Here is a 19,168-nt window from a genome sequence, read left to right as displayed (position 1 = left end):
ATATGTAACTTTGCGGCGTCAAATACACATGTATGTGGGCGGAAACGTCAAACAATATATGCGTATGCGTAAGGGGAGAAAATTGAATGCATATGAAAAAGAAAAATAAGAAGTTGATAAAACCGACGTTTGAAAGACCTGTAGACCGGTATTTCTACGAGTTAGATCAGCGGATTATTCCGGGAGATAGGATTGTTTATAGTGTTTTTTTGGCTTTGCTGTTCTTCGGTGTGCTGGCGCTGGTCTGGATGATACCCTTTCCGAAGCTGGCACTCCTGGAGCGAATGAATATGCAGAATTTTTTAAATTGGGGTTCGTTTTACATCGCCGTTGTGATCTACCTTTACCTGCGGTTGGCACCGACCTTGTCCTACGCCATGTTGTTCAGCATAGGTATAATGAGTTTCTTGATTGTACAGTTGGAGTACCTCGAACGGGGCGGGGGACCTGCAGTGTGGTCGGTGGCCCTCTGTCTGACACTTGTGGGTGCTATCGGCCTTTTCTTCCAGGCTAGAAAGGGGCATCAGATGTCATTTCAGGAGGTTTGGCGCTTAATAACCATCGGGCCGATTTGGTTATGGTCCAAAGTGTTCGAAAGACTCAAGATCAAATATTAACCCTTTTCAGTCGGGAGTCACCCGATCAAGCCTGACACACGGTACTGCCGTAGTCTGACCAACGCTAAGCGCTGCCTGTTGCTCCACCGGGGCATTATAACACCCAGTATTATTCAAGGTGTTTTTGCATGTAAAACATTTTGTGTAAGTTTAATGCTGCTAAATTATGATAGGATGGAAAGGTCGCTTTTTACCCCACTGGTTTACCCGCTCCAATTTAAGTTTAAGATCGGAACAATCGCTAACGATTTTGAGGCAACCGACGCCTTGGGCAACAGTCTATTCTATGTCCGGGAGAAAATATTCACCTTTAGAGATACGGTAAGGGTGTACCGGGACTCGTCCAGTTCCGAGGTATTGTATGAGCTCGTATCCAATAAGTTGATTGATTTCCGGCAGACGTTTACCATCGCAGACAATACTGGCCGCGTGATAGGCAAAGTAAGGCGGAAGTCACTAAGGTCCCTGTGGCGATCGACGTTTTACCTTTTAAATTCCTCCGGTGAGCATGACTATACTATTACAGAGAAAAATCCATGGACAAAGATGTGGGACGGCCTTTTCGGCGAGATCCCGATCATCGGTGCTTTGTCAGGCTATATGTTCAACCCTTCTTATCTTTTGAAGGATCTGCGCGGAGTCGAACAGTATGAGATCCGGAAAGAACCCTCTTTTTTTGGACGTAGATTTACCGTTCATCGACTGGCCGAGCAAGGCGGCGAGGAAGAGCGTCTGCTGCTGAGCGTCCTGTTGATGGTGCTCATTGAGCGCAGCAGCGGATAGTCTTATCGGATTACTGCGGTTGATTGCTACCGGTAAATAACGTATATTTGCCTATATTTAGATTATTATCTATTATTTCAGGCAATATTTGTTTATGGTCTGCTATAATCTGTAAACGATATTCGTCCGGGAATGGATAACTTTATCATTGTAATTAAACAACAAGTGTTATGTTAAAAGGATTTTTTAATGTTCCCGCACCGAGCAATGAGCCGGTTTACTCGTACGCTCCGGGAACGAAAGAAAGAGCATTGCTGGAAGCCGCTATTCAAGATGCGAGAGCACAGGAAGCGGACATCCCTATGTATATTGGAGGCGAAGAGATTCGTACAGATAAGAAAGTTAAAATTACGCCACCGCATGATCACCAACATGTGTTAGGGTATTACCACCAGGGTGATAAGGCGCATGTCGAGAAGGCTATTGAAGCAGCGTTGGCGGCAAAAGCGGACTGGGAAAGTCTGCCGTGGGAGCAGCGGGCGGCCGTATTCCTAAAAGCAGCGGAATTGGCGTCCACGAAGTACCGTTACCAACTGAACGCTGCCACCATGTTGGGGCAGTCAAAGAACCCATATCAGGCGGAGATCGACTCAGCATGTGAGTTCACCGATTTTTTGCGCTTTAATGTAGCGTATATGACGGAGATTTACGCACAGCAGCCGCCGGCCAACAGCAAGGGCGTGTGGAATAGGGTAGAACAGCGTCCCTTAGAGGGATTTGTCTTTGCCCTGACGCCTTTCAACTTTACGGCAATTGCCGGAAACCTGCCGTCGTGTGTAGCAATGATGGGTAATGTGGTCGTTTGGAAGCCCTCTAATACACAGATCTATTCGGCAAATGTTTTGATGAAGGTGTTTAAGGAAGCTGGCCTGCCGGACGGTGTAATCAATTTGGTGTATGTGTCAGGCCCTGAAGCGGGAGATGTGATTTTTAAACATCCTGATTTTGCTGGTATTCACTTTACGGGATCCACAGGCGTATTCCAGGATATTTGGAAAACCATTGGGGAGAATATTCACCGATATAAAACATATCCCCGGATCGTGGGAGAGACCGGAGGAAAAGACTTCATACTTGCACACCCCACTGCGGATGTCGCGGTATTAAATACCGCCCTGGTGCGCGGTGCTTTCGAATATCAAGGTCAGAAATGTTCCGCTGCTTCCCGGGCTTATATTCCTAAATCGTTGTGGAACGACTTGCGGACACGCATGGAGACCGATATTGCGTCGTTCAAGATCGGAGGGACGGAAGATTTCGGCAATTTTATCAATGCCGTTATCGACGAAAAAGCCTTTGATAAAATAACATCCTATATCGAGCGCGCAAAGAATAGTGCCGACGCCGAAGTCGTTATCGGAGGGACATATGATAAGTCGAAAGGGTATTTTATTCACCCTACCGTTATCGTGGCCAAGACTCCGGATTACGAAACGTTAACCGAAGAGCTATTTGGTCCGGTATTGACGGTTTTTGTGTACGAAGACGAAAATTGGGCCGAGACATTGACATTGGTAGATCAGACTTCGATCTACGCGCTGACAGGCTCTATTATCGCGCAGGATCGCTATGCGATCAACGAAGCTACACATGCACTTCGCAACGCAGCAGGAAACTTCTATATCAATGACAAATGTACCGGAGCAGTGGTAGGACAACAGCCATTTGGCGGCGCCCGCGGGTCAGGTACCAACGATAAGGCTGGCTCCATGATTAACTTGTTGCGCTGGGTTTCGCCTCGTACAATCAAGGAAACTTTCCATCCTGATACGGATTATCGCTATCCGTTTTTGGGATAAAGATAGCAGATGCCCTAGGGCGCTGTTGTAAATAGAAAAGATGGCAGCATAAGATTTTTCGGATGGTGCCATCTTTTCGCTTTTTATAATACCACTTCTTATGAAGAACCACGATTACCGCAGGCCCATCGAGTTTACGGTTCCGGCGCACGGCGACGGCGCCTTTTATGTGATGGAAGATATCGGCCCCGAGTTTTATGGCTATTACCATCGGCATCGCGAGTTTCAGCTGAGCTATCTGCTGAAAGGCAATGGTTCCTTTATGATCGGAAACCTGATCCGACCGTGTTTGGAGAATGAGATCTTTCTAATCAAACCGAACGACCCACACCTATTTTTCAAGGGAGAAAATGCTGAGGAAGAACAGTCGATACATATTGTTCATCTTTTTTTCTCGCTGGAGAGGCTGGCTCCCTTTTTTGAGATGGCGGAGTTGCAGGCGATCCGTAGCTTGTTTTATCACATTCCTGCCAGCAAACTCTTACCGGCCGAGTTTGCCATAGCGATCCGCGACGCTTTTTCGAGCCTACATCGGGATGAGGGCCCCCATAAGCTGATAAAGATTTTAGAGATATTTGATTACCTCCGCTACCGTGAAAAGCAATTGATCTCCCTCTATTCCGGATTGCATAAAATAGAGTTTCATGACTCCGACGGACAACGTATAAACACGGTAATCAAGTACGCAATCGATAATTTTAAACGCAATGTTACGGTGGAGGAGGTGTCTTCCCTTATCCACATGACACCGACAGCTTTCTGTAAATTCTTTAAAAAACATACCAAGAAAACGTTTGTCTCCTTTTTGAATGAAATACGTATTGAGAAGGCCTGTCAGCTTCTTGTTAACAAACGGGTAGAGAGTATTTCGGAAGCGGCTTACCAGTGTGGCTTCAATACCGCGGTGCATTTCAATCGGGTTTTTCGAAGTATCATGAAAGAATCCCCCTCCGAGTTCATCGCCCAGCACGCCGTTGAGCGTTAAATAAGAGGAAGACGAATAGATCTTACACGAAAATCACACATTTTTTTCCGCCTGAATTTTATTTACAGTAAATTTAGATGTATGAACTGCGCTGGGCGGCGTAAGCGGACTCAGCCCTTGGCCGAACGCTGGCCGGGAGGGAGGGCTGGAAAACAGCTATGCCCCACGCTTTAAGAAACGGATACATCAAGTATGAAATATGCATGTACTCGCAGAGACAAGCATACGAACGAAGTGAGTTCATGAATGCCACTGAAAGCAAACAGGACTGAATAATTATTTACTTATGAACATACTAGCATTTGCAGGGAGTAACAGCCGTCAGTCGATTAACAGAAAATTTGTAACAAGCGTCAGTAAATATTATAAGGAAGCCGACGACACGGTCGAGATTCTGGACCTCAATGATTATGCGATGCCCATTTTTTCGGTAGACCTCGAAAAAGAAGAAGGGATACCGGCTCTAGCCTATGCGTTCGCTGATAAAATTGATGCTGCCGATTTTATACTGATTTCATTTGCGGAGAACAACGGCAACCATACCGCGGCGTATAAAAGTCTAATCGACTGGGTGTCGCGGATTCCGGGGAGGAAGATCTATAACGGAAAGCCTGTATTTATTATGGCGACAAGCCCTGGCCGGCGTGGCGGCCAAAGTGTGCTCGATATAGCGACGGCGCGCTTGCCTTTCGACGGTGCCGAAATACTAGAGACTTTTAGCCTGCCTGAGTTTTATCAAAACTTTGAGGAAGGGAAAGGCGTTACCAATATGCTGCTAAGAAGCCAGCTGGAAGCAAAGGTCCGGAAAACAAAGCGGGTCTTGAAAGAACGGATGGCAGAAGGACTTTAATACACTAAACAGAAATCATATGGCAAAGAAAGTATTATTACTAGTCGGAGACTACGTAGAAGATTACGAAGCAATGGTTCCTTTTCAAGCTATGGGAGCCGTCGGTATTGACGTTGATGCTATCGCACCTGATAGGAAAAGCGGCGATGTGGTGCCTACCGCTGTTCACGACTTTACCGGTGACCAGACTTATAAAGAACTGCGGGGGCATAATTTTGCAATTAACAAGGATTTTGATGCTGTGAATCCGACGGATTATGACGGCCTGTACATTGCCGGCGGCCGTTCGGCCGAGTACATCCGGTTAAACGATCGGGTTATCGAAATCACAAAGCACTTTTTTGAGGCAAATAAGCCCGTGGCTGCCATTTGCCACGGTATACAGGTACTGACGACAGCGCGGGTTCTCCAAGGACGTACATTGACTGCATATGTTGCTGTCGGCCCTGATATTGAGCTAGCGGGAGGCACATGGAAAAACGTGCCCGCAGATCAGGCTGTGGTTGATGGAAACCTCGTAACTTCGCCGGCGTGGCCCGGTCATCAGGCGATTCTGAAGGAATTTTATAAGTTGTTAGGAGTAACCATAAACGTGTAGATGCAACGAAATAAAAAGTTATGGTGGATAGCCGCGGGACTGATTGTCTTGCTCGGCTACGGCATTTGGGAGGCGTTCAGCCAACCCTCCATTGAGGACCTTCCCGGAGATTTTAAAGAGGTAGCTTTCGTACGTAACGAGCAGAATAAGGGCGGCATCATCCGCGTATATGCCGTTACAGTTGGCGACATGGCGAACGCGAAATACGAAGTGTGTGCGGACATGTTTCCGACGAACGACTATGGTAGCGTGACGAAAATTTATTTTTTCGACAAAAATAAGCCTTTTCCGACCAAGCTCGCTATTGATCCGCCCCACTATGATACCGGACAATACGAAGCTGTCATGATCTTGAAAAGAACAGGAAAAGACAAAGATAGTTAGTTCCACCGGAAGTCGATGATTTATGGATATTCCCGGCAGGAATAGACAGCCTCGGGATAGGAACCGTTATTTTTTGTGCTTCAACCTGTAACAATATACGCAGCGTGCGGAAAAAAAAGGCGCCCAACAAAAAAAGTTGGGCGCCGACTTATTAATAGGTGGTTAGTAGTCGTCTAATCTTAGCGTAAGAACAATAACTCACGTAACTTTGGTAAAGGCCATCTGTTGTCATCCACGATTTTCTCCAGCTTATTCACATGATAGCGGATCTCATCAAAGTATGGTTTTACCACTTCGTCATAGGCAATTGCTCTTTCACGTACATCTTCAATGTTGTTCGCTTCTTTACGAGCTTGGCGCATTTCTTCTGCTTTTTCCAAAATAAGGTTTGTATGCTTAGAGATACGCTCCACTAAATTCAGCTGTGAGCTATACGCCTCTTTAGGTAGCCCAAGATCTTTAAGTCCTTTCACGTTTTCGATAAGTTCGTTTTGATAAACGAAACAGGCCGGTGCAATCTGGCTGGTTACAACCTCGCCGATAACGCGGGCTTCGATCTGCAGTTTTTTATAGAAGTTTTCTAATAGAATTTCGTGGCGGGCTTCCGACTCGCGTTTAGAATAGATGCCTAGCTTTTCGAACAACTCCAAGCTCTCTTCTTTCACGTATACATCAAGTGCTTTTGGTGTCGACTTGATGTTCGACAAGCCACGGGCTTCCGCTTCTGCTGCCCATTCCTCGCTGTAACCGTTTCCTTCGAAGCGGATTGCTTTAGATTCTTTGATGTACTTGCGGACAACGTTCAATAATGCCAGATCCTTTTTAGTTCCTTTTTTGATCTGTTTGTCAACTTCATTTTTGAATTCGATCAACTGTGCCGCTACAATAGCATTCAATATAGTCATTGGAAGGGCCGCATTTGCCGAAGATCCCACGGCACGGAATTCAAATTTATTACCTGTGAAGGCAAAAGGAGAAGTACGGTTACGGTCGGTGTTATCGAGCTTCAACTCTGGAATTTTAGGAATACCGTGCCATAAATTCGTTTCGTTCTTCACTTTCTTTGCAACACGTGCCGACTCCACTTCTTCTAGAATCTCATCCAGCTGGGAGCCTAGGAAAATGGAAATGATTGCCGGAGGTGCTTCGTTCGCTCCAAGACGGTGGTCGTTACTGTGGCTCGCGATAGATGCACGGAGTAAGTCGGCGTTCTCATAAACAGCTTTGATGGTATTTACGAAGAATGTCAGGAACATCAGGTTATTTTTAGGCGTTTTGCCCGGAGATAATAAGTTGATGCCTGTGTTGGTAATTAACGACCAGTTGTTGTGCTTACCGGAACCGTTAACGCCGCTATACGGCTTCTCATGCAACAATACTTTGAAATTGTGACGGATAGCTACTTGTTCCATCAAGTTCATCAACAGCTGGTTATGGTCGATAGCCAAGTTGATTTCTTCATACATCGGAGCACACTCGAACTGTGAAGGGGCCACCTCGTTGTGACGCGTTTTTAATGGTATACCAAGTTTTAACGCTTCGTTTTCAAGATCAACCATGTACGCAAGAACACGCTCGGGAATGGCTCCGAAATAGTGGTCTTCCAACTGCTGCCCTTTCGCAGCCATGTGTCCAAAAAGGGTCCGACCGGTAAGCTGCAGATCTGGGCGCGCATGAAATAAAGAAAGATCGACCAGAAAATACTCTTGCTCAATACCTAAAGAAGCATTTACTTTCGTTACGGACTTGTCAAAATAATGAACCACATCTGTCGCCGCTTTATCGATCGCAGCGATAGCCTTCAACAATGGTGCTTTATAGTCAAGAGACTCTCCTGTGTATGATACAAATACAGTAGGGATACACAGAGTCTTTCCGGCGACAGTTTCGAAAATAAACGCCGGAGAAGATGGATCCCAGGCCGTATATCCGCGTGCTTCGAATGTATTGCGGATTCCCCCGTTGGGAAAGGACGAAGCATCAGGTTCTTGCTGTGCAAGCGCGTCGCCGGTGAATTTCTCGATGGCTTCGCCATTGCTGTCAGGCTCGAAGAAAGCGTCATGTTTCTCTGCCGTTGTTCCTGTTAGTGGCTGAAACCAGTGGGTGTAGTGTGTCGCCCCATTTTCGATAGCCCAGGTTTTCATGGCCTGTGCGATATGGTCGGCGATATCTCTGGAGATCTGGGAGCCTTCCTCGATAAACTCTATCAATTCCTTGTATGTGGTTTTCGATAGGTAATCCTTCATTTTGGCTACTGTAAATACGTTCTTTCCGTAGATACTGGTAGCTTTTAAAGATTCTACTTTTTTAACATCATCAAGAGGTCGAGAAACGGCTGACTCTGCTGCTTTAAATCTTAGGCTTGACATTTTCTATTTAATAGTTTTATTGTTTTTATACAGTTCTTGGTTGTTTTGCGTTGTAAATGTACGTTTATTTTTAAAAAACAAATAGCGTAAATGAAAAAAATATAAAATTAATATGTTTTTTTTGTGATATAATAGAAAATGCGACCGTGTTTTGTAACAAAGTCGCATTTTCAGTTTGTTTTTTACTTTGGTTTTTATTGTAGCCCCCAGTCTATGCCTTTTTTCGTTGCGGGGACACCGGTTTTTATCCACTGTGGCGCGGGTTTGCCTTTTAAGAAGTGGTCGAAGAACTGTGCCTCCCGGATTTGAATATCCTTTCTGTTTTGTCTTTTCATCAGGTTATGTTCATCGCCATTATAGTTGAGCATCCAGACCGGTTTTTGCAGCCTTCTTAACGCGGTAAACATTTCTATACCCTGATACCAAGGAACCGCGCCGTCGTTGTCGTTATGCATAATAGCTACCGGTGTAGTCACGCGATCCAGAAAGAACAGCGGCGAGTTCTCAATATATAAATTCCGGTCTTCCCAGAGCGTCTTTCCTATACGGGACTGCGTATGTTCATACTGAAACTGTCGGGACAGTCCCGTCTGCCAACGTATACCGCCGTATGCTGAAGTCATGTTAACCACCGGCGCGCCGGCCCAAGCCGCGGCGTACATATTTGTCCGCGTTATTAAATGCGCCACCTGATAGCCTCCCCAGCTTTGTCCCTGAATTCCCATTTTCGTGGAGTCTACCCAGCTGTTTTGAGCCAGATAACGCATGCCCGAGTTGACATATTCTTCGGCAGACTTTCCCGGATAGCCGATTTCATAACGTATATCGGGAGCAAATACCAGATACTCGTTGCTGACAAAGTATGGAATATTTAGCCGTGATGGAGTAGGAGCCGGCGCCTGATAGGTGTACAGCCCATCGCTGAGCTTTTCATAGAAATAAGCAATAATAGGATACTTCTTATCGGGATCAAAATTTTCCGGCTTGTATAAAATACCCTCAGCCTCGAATCCAGACGGTGTAGTCCACCTAACCAGCTCTGCCGTGCCCCAGTTGTACGAATGCTGCTGCGGATTGATATCTGTTAGCCTGATCTCCTGCTTGAATCGCTTGGAAGCGTAAACATCCGGAGAATGCGTATAATTCTCTTTCGTATAAACTATCGTCTGCAGATCATCAGAGGCTTTAAACGACCGATAAGTGAACCCGCCCACGAAGACCTCCTCCGGCTTTCTTGCCTTTGAGGGATGTGCCGTAAATACCCCGTTTTCCTTTGTAACTTCGTTAAAGCCGGTCAGGAAGATGGGCTGTTTGTCCCCGATTAATGTCGATTGGTAGCGGGGGTGATCCTTGCGGGCAAGATCGATATAGCGGAACGTTGTGCGCGTTGCGCGTCCTTCTCCGTTTGTGAGCAGCTGTTTGCTTCGGCCGTTTAGCTCAAATTTCCAGATATCATACCGATCATAGAGGAATATATGTTTGCCCTCTGCCGACCAGCCCGCCACACCATAGGGACCCGGCAGGTTGGGAGAGTCGTTCTCTTCGTCCACAAAACTTACCGGTACGCCGTCGTTTAACAAGACAGTCTTTCCGGTGGTAACCTCATAGCTGTACCAATTTGCAAGGTCCCTATCGAAGTAGATAACAAACGCTCCGGTGGGGGATAGCAATGCGTATCCGTTGAGGTTGGCCTTCACGAGTCTTCGCGCACCGGAGCGCGACGAGACGATGTAAACATCCGACAACGTTCTTCCTTCCCATTGCGATTCTATGCGTTTGCCGAAATCTGTCGTCGCCAGTATCCATTCGCTATTTGCGTCGTCACTGGTGCTTGTCCTATTAAACGTGTCATCAACAAGCGGGACAATCCGGCCGCCGTCTTTGGGATAGACCACTGCAAGGAAATTTCTGGACAGGTCTCTTTTCAGATTGACCAACTGTTGTGGCTGCAGGTAATCGTCTTTCCAATGCCAGATATCCACCTGTGCATGTTCGAACTCAACCAGCGTGGTATCTTTTACTGCCGGAATCGGTGCCAGTCCAAAGAAAAGCTTATGGCCGTCTGCGCTAAAGGTTAGTGTTGCATCGCCGCTGACATGCCACTGCGCCGGCATACCCGCGCTCTGTTGGCTTACGACAATACGGGCCGTATCCAGCTGAGGCGTATAATAATATAGCTTAAAATCTTTGACGAGTGCCTTTTCAGGAGATTTATCTGCCAAAAAAGCAATTTGCGTGCCCTGGTCGTCGAAACGCAGTTCTTTGTAGTTACCCCGACCGTGGCTTATTTTCTTCAATTTCTTGTTGGTGACATCGTAGATGTATACGCCGGCGTCCGTGGACAACGAATCTTTTGGGTCGCTTTTTTTTGTAAACACTAACTGCTGCTCATTCGGGCTCCAAGCATACTGATCAACCTTCCAGAAGTTTGTCGTATCACCTGTAAGGAGATTTTTTAAATGAAGGATGGCCACGTTTTGTTCCTTAGCTGGCTTGGCCTTGGAGGCAGAAGAAGTGGTATCGGCAGTGGTCACGCTGACCGACCTTTTTTCTTCGGTTAGGTATGCGACGTAGTCGTTTTTAAGATGGGCAAGTTTGAAGGACTTGACATTGGGAGCTTTCCATATGTCCTTACGTTGTAGGTCGATGATTAGCAACGAATCTTTGGGCATGTCGTCGGCCTTCTTTTTTTTGATCTTGGCCTGTCTGGTCTCTTCAAACATGGGCTTGATAGAAGCAATTAAAAATGATTCGCCCTGCGTCAGTTTAGCCCCACTGGCGCGGGGCACCGAGAATAGCAAGTCATTGTTGCTGCTTCTCAGCTGAAAGAGCGCATCGCCCTCCTGGGGCACAATCTGGTAGTGAATGAATTGTCCGCTTTTGCTGACTTCTATCTGGCTGACGCTTTTCCAACTGTCGTAGACCGTATGGTCTAGTGGCCGTTTTTGCGCAATTGCTCCGGAGGCGAGCGTTAAGGAAATGCCGAGGACGGCTATTTTTTTTCGCATATTGTGAATTAAAACTTATTTTTCAGCTTAAAGAAACAAAAAATGCGTAAATTAAGCAGGATGTTTTAACTTTTTTACATAGATACAGATAAAACTGCGAAGCTGTGAAGGGTAAAGTTGTTAAATGGTGAAGGCGAAGGATAAAATTGTGAAGCGGTTAGGAGTAGGAGGCGTACTCCGGATCACCAGTGACGTCAAGAAGAAAACTAAATTTTGGAAATATGAAATCGAATAGCCTTGTTGCTACCATCATCGCCGGCCTGTCCGTAGTCCTTTTCGCTCTGGTTCTCGGAAATGCTTACAAATTTAAATATCGGATGAACAACACAATCAATGTCACCGGAAATGCTAAAAAAGATTTCGAATCGGATATTGTGAAGTGGTCAGCGTCTTACAGCCGAAAATCCATGGACCTGAGTACGGCTTCGGAGCAGTTGAAGCACGACCGTGAGCTAGTGCGGCAGTTTCTGGTAAGCCAGGGGATTAATCCAAAAGAGATCTTATTCAATGCGGTGAACATTAACCGTGAATTCACCTATCATAACGATGGAAACGGAAATACCTACAACACGTTTGCTGGCTACAATCTCTCCCAGAACGTGAGCGTGGAGTCGAAGGATCTTGATAAAGTGGACAATGCGTCGCGGGAAATTTCTGCGCTCATCTCGCAGGGGCTTGAGCTGAGTTCCAACTCCCCGAACTACTATTACTCAAAATTGGAAGACCTTAAACTGGAGCTCATTTCGCAGGCCTCACAGAACGCTAAGCAGCGTGCGGCGAACATAGCGGAGGAGGCTGGATCTTCCTTAGGTGACCTTATTAAGGCCGATCTGGGAATCTTTCAGATAACCGGCCAGAACGATAATGAAGAATATTCCTACGGCGGGGCATTTAATACCTCCTCGCGTAGCAAGACAGCGAACATAACGGTAAAAGCGAGTTACGGGGCAAACTAATCATCGCTGCGTTTAGTTCCAGCCCGACCAGTGCTATGCAGTACCATACCGATGCTAATGACGGCTATGCCGAGGAGAGATAGCGCGCCGGGGAAAGGTGCGTGGAGAAAAAGCACTTCACCGGCCAACGCAAAAGCTACTTCTGTTGATTGTGTCGCCTCCACGGCGGCTAAACCTCTTTCATCTTCGCGAACCAGGTCGGTGGCCCGGAAAAATAAGCTGGTAGCGATAACGCCGGAAGTTACGGCAACCATAAAGGTCTGCAAAAGCTGGTTTCCATCGGGTAATCCGTTGTAACAGCCTTCGACAACAGCTAATGCTATCCAGCACGGCAGGCTGGCCAAAGTCATGCCTAGAAGTCGCTGCGTAGCTGTTAGCCTTCCTTCTGTTATCTGCATCATCTTCCTATTGCCCAAAGGATAAGCCACCGCTGCGACCAATACGGGGAGAACGCTTTTCAGCAGGTCGTCCGTAGAAACCGACTTCGCCAGAGGTATCTGTAAGATAAAGACACCCAATACAATGATCAGGGAAAAAAGAATAGTATTACGGGAAACGGACCTGTCGGACCGATTAAGAAGCGGGGACAGGCCTAAGCCGGCTATGATGGTCAGTTGCCACGTCCCCGCCACCAGCCAGCCTGGAGTGAACGACGAAGCATAGGTCAGGCCGCCATAAAAAATACCGAACCCGATTGTGCTCCATCCCAGCCAAGCAAGTTTATTCTTACTCATCTCGCGAAGGAGTGCACGAAGTTCTCCGCGGGCAAGCAGCAGGGGAAATAGGAGTAAGGCCATCCAGAAATACCGGAGGGACGCACTCCAGATCCAAGATCCGCCCTCCAGCGACATGGAACGATTGAGGACAAAGGTGGCTGCGAAAAACAGGGCCGACGCGATGCCCAATAGAATGGCTTTATGTTTAGTGTCCATAGGAAAGCAGCGGCCCGAGCTTTATACGCCTTTTTGTTCCTCTAGCTCAAAAACTGAATCTATTTGCCAATGCGCCTTGTCTTTGGCTGCTTTCACAGCTAGCTGGTCGCAGCGCTCGTTTAGCGGATGGCCCGCGTGACCCTTCACCCACACGAGTTTTATCTGATGGTTCTTATAGAGATTCATCAAACGTAGCCAGAGATCTTTGTTTTTCTTACCTTGGAATCCTTTCTGCATCCAACCGTAAACCCAACGCTTATCGATAGCATCGATAACGTACTTAGAGTCGGAATAGATAGTGACCTGCTGGTTTGGGTTTTTCAACGCTTCTAGTCCCACGATGACCGCCATGAGCTCCATGCGGTTATTTGTTGTCTTTCGAAACCCGCCCGAAAACTCTTTTTCAATGAGTTTTCCTTGAAATTCGGGGTTGCTGCCTTGGTATATTGTCCTTAATATCGTACCGTATCCCCCCGGGCCGGGGTTACCGCTGGAAGCACCATCTGTATAAAGTTCAATCATCGCCTCAAACTTAGTTAAGATTTTACGCAAAACGAAATCTGTGCCGCCCATGGCCGCATGTAGCCATCAAAAAAAAGGAAATGCGCACTTTTATTACGATATCATAGGTTCGATGGCTTTTTTATTTTTATCTTCAATGCCGAATTAAAATTGGACAATGAGATTTAAAAAGAAGATGATTGTCGCTTTGCTGCTGCTGTCTGCCGTGTCGCATGGCGGTGCACAGGAAAAGGCGGATAGACACAATAAAATGGAGTGGTTTGATGATGCAAAACTAGGCATCTTTATTCATTGGGGTATCTACTCGGTGCAGGGAATTTCCGAGTCCTGGGCCTTTTTCAATAATTATATAAGTCATCCAAACTATATGAAGCAGCTTGAAGGATTCACGGCGTCAGCCTATAAGCCGGAAGAATGGATCAAGCTGATCGAAGAATCGGGAGCCCGCTACGCTGTGGTCACCGCAAAACATCACGACGGAGTAGCGTTGTGGGACTCCAAAGCCGCCGACGCTCTGACGACGGCAAGACATGCGGCCGTCAGAAAGGATGTGCTCACGCCGCTGATAAGCGCATTGAAGAAATCAGGACTGAAGACGGGAATATATTTTTCCCTACCCGACTGGAGCCATCCGTATTATGATGTCCATACGCGGATAAAAAAAAGATATGCAATCGAAGCCGACCCCGCGCGGTGGTCGAAATATGTGGCTTACTACCAGCAACAGCTGGACGAGCTGTCCCAACAATACCGACCGGACTTATTATGGTTTGACGGCGACTGGGAACACACCTCTGAAGAATGGCAGGCTCCAAAAACCCTGTCCCTATTAAGAAAATACAATCCAGACATCATCGTCAACTCAAGACTTAACCACCACGGCGATTACGAAACGCCGGAGCAAGGCGTGCCGGTGGTGCGCCCGAAGAGCAGATATTGGGAACTGTGTTATACGATGAACGATTCGTGGGGATTCCAGCCTTTCGATACGAACTACAAAACGCCAAATATGATCGTGCGGACATTGATAGACTGTATAGCTATGGGCGGAAACCTGCTATTGGATATTGGCCCTCGGGCCGATGGAAGTATTCCGGCTGAGCAGGTAGCTATTTTGAAAGAACTGAAGCGTTGGACAGCGAAACACAAGGAAGCTGTATACGGTACGCGCGCAGGACTGGACGCCCGGTTTGTTCGGGAAAAAAATGCCTTCTCAAAAGATGGCAAGACCATGTATGTGTATATCGACGCCTTGCAGAAGGATATTATAATAGGAGGGATGCATACCAAGCCCAAAGATGTCAGGCTGGTTGGTGAAGCGGGAAGCCTCAACTTCGTCTATGACGGGTATGCCGCGAGGGTACAGCTGCCGAAGGGCAAGCTGGATAGTGTAGCGTCCGTGGTGGCGATCGATTTCGACCAGCAGCCGCGCTTTGAGCTGGCCGCGGTGGAAACGCAACCTTCATTGGCGTCACTGAGCGGCGGTAAAGATGCCCGCGAAACCATCCGGCAGATAGTACGCTGGACCGATTCCGGCGCAAACCTTTTTCAGAACAAGATAACCGAAGATGGAGAATGGATAGATAGCACAATATCGTTCTCTAACCAGGTCGGACAGTGGCTAAGTAAACATGCTGAAGTGCTTGCTTTTGCCAACAAGGGACTTCCCACCGGCCATTATAATGGCTTCTCCGCACTGTCCAAGGATAGGCAAACCCTATACCTTTTTGTCGATGGAACACCGACAGGACCCATAGCTATCAAAGGTCTCAAAAATACGATCGCCCGAATCCGCATTGTGGGCGAAGGATCTATGATCGGACATCAAGTATTTAACAAGTTATACTGGAGTCAGGTTCCGGGCATTGTCTATATCGATATCCCTAAAGAGCGTCTGGATCGGCAGATGACAGCGATAGCCGTACTATTGGATAAGCCTTTAGAATTGTATCGGGAGGAAGTGGGGGCTATAGAAAGCAACCTTTGATAGCCTGGCTCCAGACTAGCGGACTGAGCTATCATACCGCCGCCGGACGAATCGGATGGCATAAGAGGAAGCAATCACAATGGTAAGGCCGATGAGACAGCCGGCACTGACAGAAAGAAACCGGAGGATTGGGGTGTAGGAAAGCGCCTCGCTATGGGGCTGGATCATGATAACCAGCAAAGCCACTATAGCCACCCTCGCCATATTCATGATATGGAACAGCCGACAGATTAATATCGTCAGTATAATTCCTATAACAATCATGTAAAGTGAATTCCCGTTAACGATAATGCATAACAGCGCCACGAATGAGCCGACGAAATTCGATTTAAAGCGTTCGACAGATAGACGCTTTGAATCGTTTTCTTCAGGCGAGATGACCAATATAATGGATAATAGTGCCCAAAAGAGCTCAAAGTGGATAAACCTGCTGTACAGCACGTAGCCGATAAAAAAGCCGGCAAGGCAGCGTAACATATAGATAAGAACCGGAGAAAGCAGTATTCTCCGAACTAGACCATCAATCATTTCTTTGTTCTGTCGTGGCGGGAGCCGAAGTTTAAAGCCGCAAAGTTAACCTTTTTGAGGCAATGCCCAAAACCAAGGACCCGCTTTGGTGTGTGTGCCCTGCGTAGAACAAAAAAGGTGGAGACCAGCTCCACCTTTCTAATCGATTGTTATACTTAAGTCTTTCGGATTTCTGACCTTTTGTTTTAACAGAGCCAGCTCAATAACGTCCGACATCTGGGTCACATAATGAAATTTCAGGTCTTTGATATAATCTTCTTTAATTTCCAGAATATCTTTCTCGTTGGCCTTACAGAGGATAATTTCCTTAATATTGGCACGTTTTGCCGCTAGTATCTTTTCTTTAATTCCGCCGACGGGCAGGACGCGGCCGCGGAGCGTGATTTCGCCCGTCATCGCCAGTTTTTCTTTTACCTTGCGCTGGGTGAAGAGCGAGGTGAGGGCTGTCAACATCGTTATACCCGCTGAAGGTCCGTCTTTTGGCGTGGCTCCGGCAGGAACGTGTATGTTAACGTCCCATTTATCGAAAACTTTGTAGTCGATACCGAAGTCAGCGGCGTGCGAACGTAAATACGCCATCGCAAGTGCTGCCGACTCTTTCATTACATCTCCGAGATTACCCGTAAGACTCAGCTTGCCCTTGCCGGGGCTGAGGCTCGACTCAATAAATAGGATATCGCCGCCGACGGAAGTCCATGCGAGTCCGGTAACGACACCGGCAACTTCGTTGTCTTCGTATAAGTCCTTATCAAAGATAGGTGCGCCCAATATCTCTTCGGCCAAAGCGGCTGTAACCTTCGGCGCATACGCCTTCTCCATAACAATCCGTGTTGCAACGCCACGGACAATAGAGCCGATTTTCTTTTCTAGTCCACGGACGCCAGATTCTCTGGTATATTCTTCGATAATCTTCTCGATAACCTTGTTGGTCAGCGATATATCTTTGCGGGTTAATCCATGCACCTCGATCTGTTTCGGAAGCAAGTGCTTTTTAGCAATCTCGATCTTTTCTTCTATCGTATATCCATTGACCTCAATGATCTCCATCCGGTCCAGCAGGGCCGGTTGGATACCGCTTAGCGAGTTTGCCGTAGCAATAAACATCACCTTTGAGAGGTCATATTCCATTTCGACATAGTGATCGTAGAAGTGTGTGTTTTGTTCTGGGTCCAACACCTCCAATAGGGCTGACGAGGGATCGCCTTTAAAATCTGCACCGAGCTTGTCAATCTCATCTAACACAAAGACAGGATTGGAGGCGCCGGCCTTTTTCAATGACTGTATGATACGGCCGGGCATGGCGCCGATGTAGGTTTTGCGATGACCCCGGATTTCGGCTTCGTCGCGCACGCCGCCAAGCGCCATGCGGGTATACTTACGTCCAAGTGCCCTGGCGATAGACTTGCCCAGTGATGTTTTTCCAACCCCCGGAGGACCTACGAGACAGAGGATCGGAGCTTTCATGTCATTCTTTAGCTTTAAGACGGCCAGGTATTCGATAATCCGCTGTTTGACCTTTTCTAAGCCATAGTGGTCGCGGTCCAATACCTTGACGGCTCGGTTGAGATCAAAGTTGTCCTTTGTGAACTCACCCCACGGCAAGTCAAGAAGCAGTTCGAGGTAATTGATCTGTACGGAGTAGTCTGCCGCCGCCGGATTAATACGTCCGAGTTTCTCGAGCTCCTTGTCGAAATGTTTCTGCACCTCAGCTGGCCACTTTTTCGCGCGGGCCCTTTTTTCGAGCTCTTCCATTTCCAGATCAGGCGTATTTCCTCCAAGCTCTTCTTGGATGGTCTTCAATTGTTGGCTCAAAAAATAGTCCCGTTGCTGTTTGTCCAGATCGATGCGTACCTTGTTTTGTATCTGGTTCTTGAGTTCCAGCATCTGAATCTCAGTGGTCAGATGTTCGAGCAACAATTTGGCACGTTTAACAAAATCTTTAGTCTCCAGAAGACTCTGCTTTTGCTCCGTCTCCAAAGACATGTTCGATGATATGAAATTGACCAGGAAGGTTGGGCTTTCAATATTTTTGATAGCAAGGCCCGCTTCGCTCGGCAGATTCGGAGATAGCTGTATAATCTGCAGGGCAAGCTCCTTAATAGAAGAAATCAATGCCTTAAACTCCCTGCTTGATACTTTTGGTCTATCTTCCGGAACGCGTTCCACTTTCGCTTTTAGATACGGTTCGCTGCTAACGAGTTCCGTAATCTTAAAACGCTGCTTACCTTGGATGATAACCGTTGTATTGCCATCGGGCATCTGCAATATCTTTATGATATTCGCAACCGTACCAATTTTGTGCAGCTGATCGAGCGTAGGTTCCTCGATATTCATATCTTTTTGGGATACAACGCCAATGGTACGATCGCCTCTATACGCTTCCTTGACCAGTTTGATGGATTTATCACGCCCCACCGTGATCGGTATAACCACACCCGGAAAGAGAACGGTATTGCGTAAAGGGAGGATGGGAAGCATATCAGGAATAGCAGCTTTGCTCATTTCTTCCTCGTCCTGCGAACTCATTAACGGAAAAAATTCTGTATCCTCATTTATGACAGAAAGTACTTGGTTGATATCAAATGTGTCGTTTTTATTCATATATATATGTGTTCATCCGACAATATGTCAGATTTTTAGATCGTTTGTATGTGAATGATTTATCTCCCTATATAGTTGCAAGAGGGATGCCAACTTTAAAAATTGGTATCATTTATGATAAGAATGCTTCGATCGTAGTTAATATAGGCAAAGTTAGTTAAAATCATTTTGTTTAAAAATGTGGAAATGTTAATAACTTCTAATTGTGCCGTTAAACTATTTAGCGGAGATTTATATCCAATGAATAGT

At 46.8% G+C, this 19,168-nt stretch carries 15 protein-coding genes; 9 read left to right on the top strand and 6 right to left on the bottom strand.

Going from position 1 to position 19,168, the window contains the following annotated elements; translation table 11 throughout:
- The first annotated feature begins 92 nt into the window (after window positions 1-92).
- The 7 genes from BC792_RS10895 (at window position 93) to BC792_RS10865 (ending at window position 6,016) form a co-directional block, all read left to right on the top strand.
- Window positions 93-617, top strand: a complete 525-nt coding sequence (locus tag BC792_RS10895) for a DUF962 domain-containing protein (RefSeq protein ID WP_246155000.1) — start codon at window positions 93-95, stop codon at window positions 615-617.
- A 174-nt stretch (window positions 618-791) separates the two neighbouring features.
- Entirely contained in the window at window positions 792-1,400 is a 609-nt protein-coding gene (locus tag BC792_RS10890) for an LURP-one-related/scramblase family protein (protein WP_148909037.1), read from the top strand.
- Window positions 1,401-1,570: 170 nt separating this feature from the next.
- Window positions 1,571-3,199: an L-glutamate gamma-semialdehyde dehydrogenase gene (gene pruA, locus BC792_RS10885; RefSeq protein ID WP_148909036.1), complete on the top strand. Its 1,629-nt coding sequence runs from the start codon at window positions 1,571-1,573 to the stop codon at window positions 3,197-3,199.
- Window positions 3,200-3,299: 100 nt separating this feature from the next.
- Window positions 3,300-4,184 carry an AraC family transcriptional regulator gene (locus BC792_RS10880; RefSeq protein ID WP_148909035.1) on the top strand — a complete coding sequence of 295 codons (885 nt, stop codon included), beginning with the start codon at window positions 3,300-3,302 and terminating at the stop codon, window positions 4,182-4,184.
- 286 nt (window positions 4,185-4,470) lie between these two features.
- Window positions 4,471-5,034 (top strand): NADPH-dependent FMN reductase, encoded by a 564-nt coding sequence (locus BC792_RS10875; RefSeq protein WP_148909034.1) that lies wholly within the window; start codon window positions 4,471-4,473, stop codon window positions 5,032-5,034.
- A 19-nt stretch (window positions 5,035-5,053) separates the two neighbouring features.
- Entirely contained in the window at window positions 5,054-5,632 is a 579-nt protein-coding gene (locus tag BC792_RS10870; protein WP_148909033.1) for a DJ-1/PfpI family protein, read from the top strand.
- Entirely contained in the window at window positions 5,633-6,016 is a 384-nt protein-coding gene (locus BC792_RS10865) for a hypothetical protein (protein WP_148909032.1), read from the top strand. It begins immediately after the preceding gene.
- 179 nt (window positions 6,017-6,195) lie between these two features.
- Here BC792_RS10865 and BC792_RS10860 read toward each other — a convergent pair whose 3' ends face one another.
- Both BC792_RS10860 and BC792_RS10855 read right to left on the bottom strand, forming a co-directional pair.
- Window positions 6,196-8,385, bottom strand: a complete 2,190-nt coding sequence (locus BC792_RS10860; protein ID WP_148909031.1) for a glutamine synthetase III family protein — start codon at window positions 8,383-8,385, stop codon at window positions 6,196-6,198.
- A 194-nt stretch (window positions 8,386-8,579) separates the two neighbouring features.
- Window positions 8,580-11,393: a S9 family peptidase gene (locus BC792_RS10855; protein WP_148909030.1), complete on the bottom strand. Its 2,814-nt coding sequence runs from the start codon at window positions 11,391-11,393 to the stop codon at window positions 8,580-8,582.
- A 221-nt stretch (window positions 11,394-11,614) separates the two neighbouring features.
- Between BC792_RS10855 and BC792_RS10850 the strand changes: the two genes are divergently transcribed.
- Window positions 11,615-12,349 carry an SIMPL domain-containing protein gene (locus tag BC792_RS10850; protein ID WP_148909029.1) on the top strand — a complete coding sequence of 245 codons (735 nt, stop codon included), beginning with the start codon at window positions 11,615-11,617 and terminating at the stop codon, window positions 12,347-12,349.
- Here BC792_RS10850 and BC792_RS10845 read toward each other — a convergent pair.
- Window positions 12,346-13,281 (bottom strand): DMT family transporter, encoded by a 936-nt coding sequence (locus BC792_RS10845; RefSeq protein WP_148909028.1) that lies wholly within the window; start codon window positions 13,279-13,281, stop codon window positions 12,346-12,348. The two genes, BC792_RS10850 and BC792_RS10845, sit on opposite strands and share 4 nt — an antisense overlap.
- A gap of 21 nt (window positions 13,282-13,302) precedes the next feature.
- Window positions 13,303-13,803: a ribonuclease HI gene (gene rnhA / locus BC792_RS10840; protein WP_148909027.1), complete on the bottom strand. Its 501-nt coding sequence runs from the start codon at window positions 13,801-13,803 to the stop codon at window positions 13,303-13,305.
- A 157-nt stretch (window positions 13,804-13,960) separates the two neighbouring features.
- Here rnhA and BC792_RS10835 point away from each other — a divergent pair, with 157 nt between their 5' ends.
- Window positions 13,961-15,790, top strand: coding sequence for an alpha-L-fucosidase (locus BC792_RS10835; protein ID WP_148909026.1), 1,830 nt, complete (start codon window positions 13,961-13,963; stop codon window positions 15,788-15,790).
- Window positions 15,791-15,805: 15 nt separating this feature from the next.
- Here BC792_RS10835 and BC792_RS10830 read toward each other — a convergent pair whose 3' ends face one another.
- Both BC792_RS10830 and lon read right to left on the bottom strand, forming a co-directional pair.
- Window positions 15,806-16,318, bottom strand: a complete 513-nt coding sequence (locus BC792_RS10830) for an FUSC family protein (protein WP_148909025.1) — start codon at window positions 16,316-16,318, stop codon at window positions 15,806-15,808.
- Window positions 16,319-16,456: 138 nt separating this feature from the next.
- Window positions 16,457-18,919, bottom strand: coding sequence for an endopeptidase La (gene lon / locus BC792_RS10825; RefSeq protein ID WP_148909024.1), 2,463 nt, complete (start codon window positions 18,917-18,919; stop codon window positions 16,457-16,459).
- Window positions 18,920-19,168 lie beyond the last annotated feature (249 nt).

Source organism: Sphingobacterium allocomposti (genome assembly GCF_008124885.1).
Lineage (GTDB): Bacteria > Bacteroidota > Bacteroidia > Sphingobacteriales > Sphingobacteriaceae > Sphingobacterium > Sphingobacterium allocomposti.
The sequence above is the reverse complement of the archived record's forward strand: the minus strand, read 5'-3'. Positions and strand labels throughout refer to the sequence as shown.

What these genes read in the sequence shown, in the direction of transcription:
- BC792_RS10895 (WP_246155000.1), top strand. Translation starts at nt 93, where the DNA reads ATGAAAAAGAAAAATAAGAAGTTGATAAAACCGACGTTTGAAAGACCT.
- BC792_RS10890 (WP_148909037.1), top strand. Translation starts at nt 792, where the DNA reads ATGGAAAGGTCGCTTTTTACCCCACTGGTTTACCCGCTCCAATTTAAG.
- pruA (WP_148909036.1), top strand. Translation starts at nt 1,571, where the DNA reads ATGTTAAAAGGATTTTTTAATGTTCCCGCACCGAGCAATGAGCCGGTT.
- BC792_RS10880 (WP_148909035.1), top strand. Translation starts at nt 3,300, where the DNA reads ATGAAGAACCACGATTACCGCAGGCCCATCGAGTTTACGGTTCCGGCG.
- BC792_RS10875 (WP_148909034.1), top strand. Translation starts at nt 4,471, where the DNA reads ATGAACATACTAGCATTTGCAGGGAGTAACAGCCGTCAGTCGATTAAC.
- BC792_RS10870 (WP_148909033.1), top strand. Translation starts at nt 5,054, where the DNA reads ATGGCAAAGAAAGTATTATTACTAGTCGGAGACTACGTAGAAGATTAC.
- BC792_RS10865 (WP_148909032.1), top strand. Translation starts at nt 5,633, where the DNA reads ATGCAACGAAATAAAAAGTTATGGTGGATAGCCGCGGGACTGATTGTC.
- BC792_RS10860 (WP_148909031.1), bottom strand. Translation starts at nt 8,385, where the DNA reads ATGTCAAGCCTAAGATTTAAAGCAGCAGAGTCAGCCGTTTCTCGACCT.
- BC792_RS10855 (WP_148909030.1), bottom strand. Translation starts at nt 11,393, where the DNA reads ATGCGAAAAAAAATAGCCGTCCTCGGCATTTCCTTAACGCTCGCCTCC.
- BC792_RS10850 (WP_148909029.1), top strand. Translation starts at nt 11,615, where the DNA reads ATGAAATCGAATAGCCTTGTTGCTACCATCATCGCCGGCCTGTCCGTA.
- BC792_RS10845 (WP_148909028.1), bottom strand. Translation starts at nt 13,281, where the DNA reads ATGGACACTAAACATAAAGCCATTCTATTGGGCATCGCGTCGGCCCTG.
- rnhA (WP_148909027.1), bottom strand. Translation starts at nt 13,803, where the DNA reads ATGATTGAACTTTATACAGATGGTGCTTCCAGCGGTAACCCCGGCCCG.
- BC792_RS10835 (WP_148909026.1), top strand. Translation starts at nt 13,961, where the DNA reads ATGAGATTTAAAAAGAAGATGATTGTCGCTTTGCTGCTGCTGTCTGCC.
- BC792_RS10830 (WP_148909025.1), bottom strand. Translation starts at nt 16,318, where the DNA reads ATGATTGATGGTCTAGTTCGGAGAATACTGCTTTCTCCGGTTCTTATC.
- lon (WP_148909024.1), bottom strand. Translation starts at nt 18,919, where the DNA reads ATGAATAAAAACGACACATTTGATATCAACCAAGTACTTTCTGTCATA.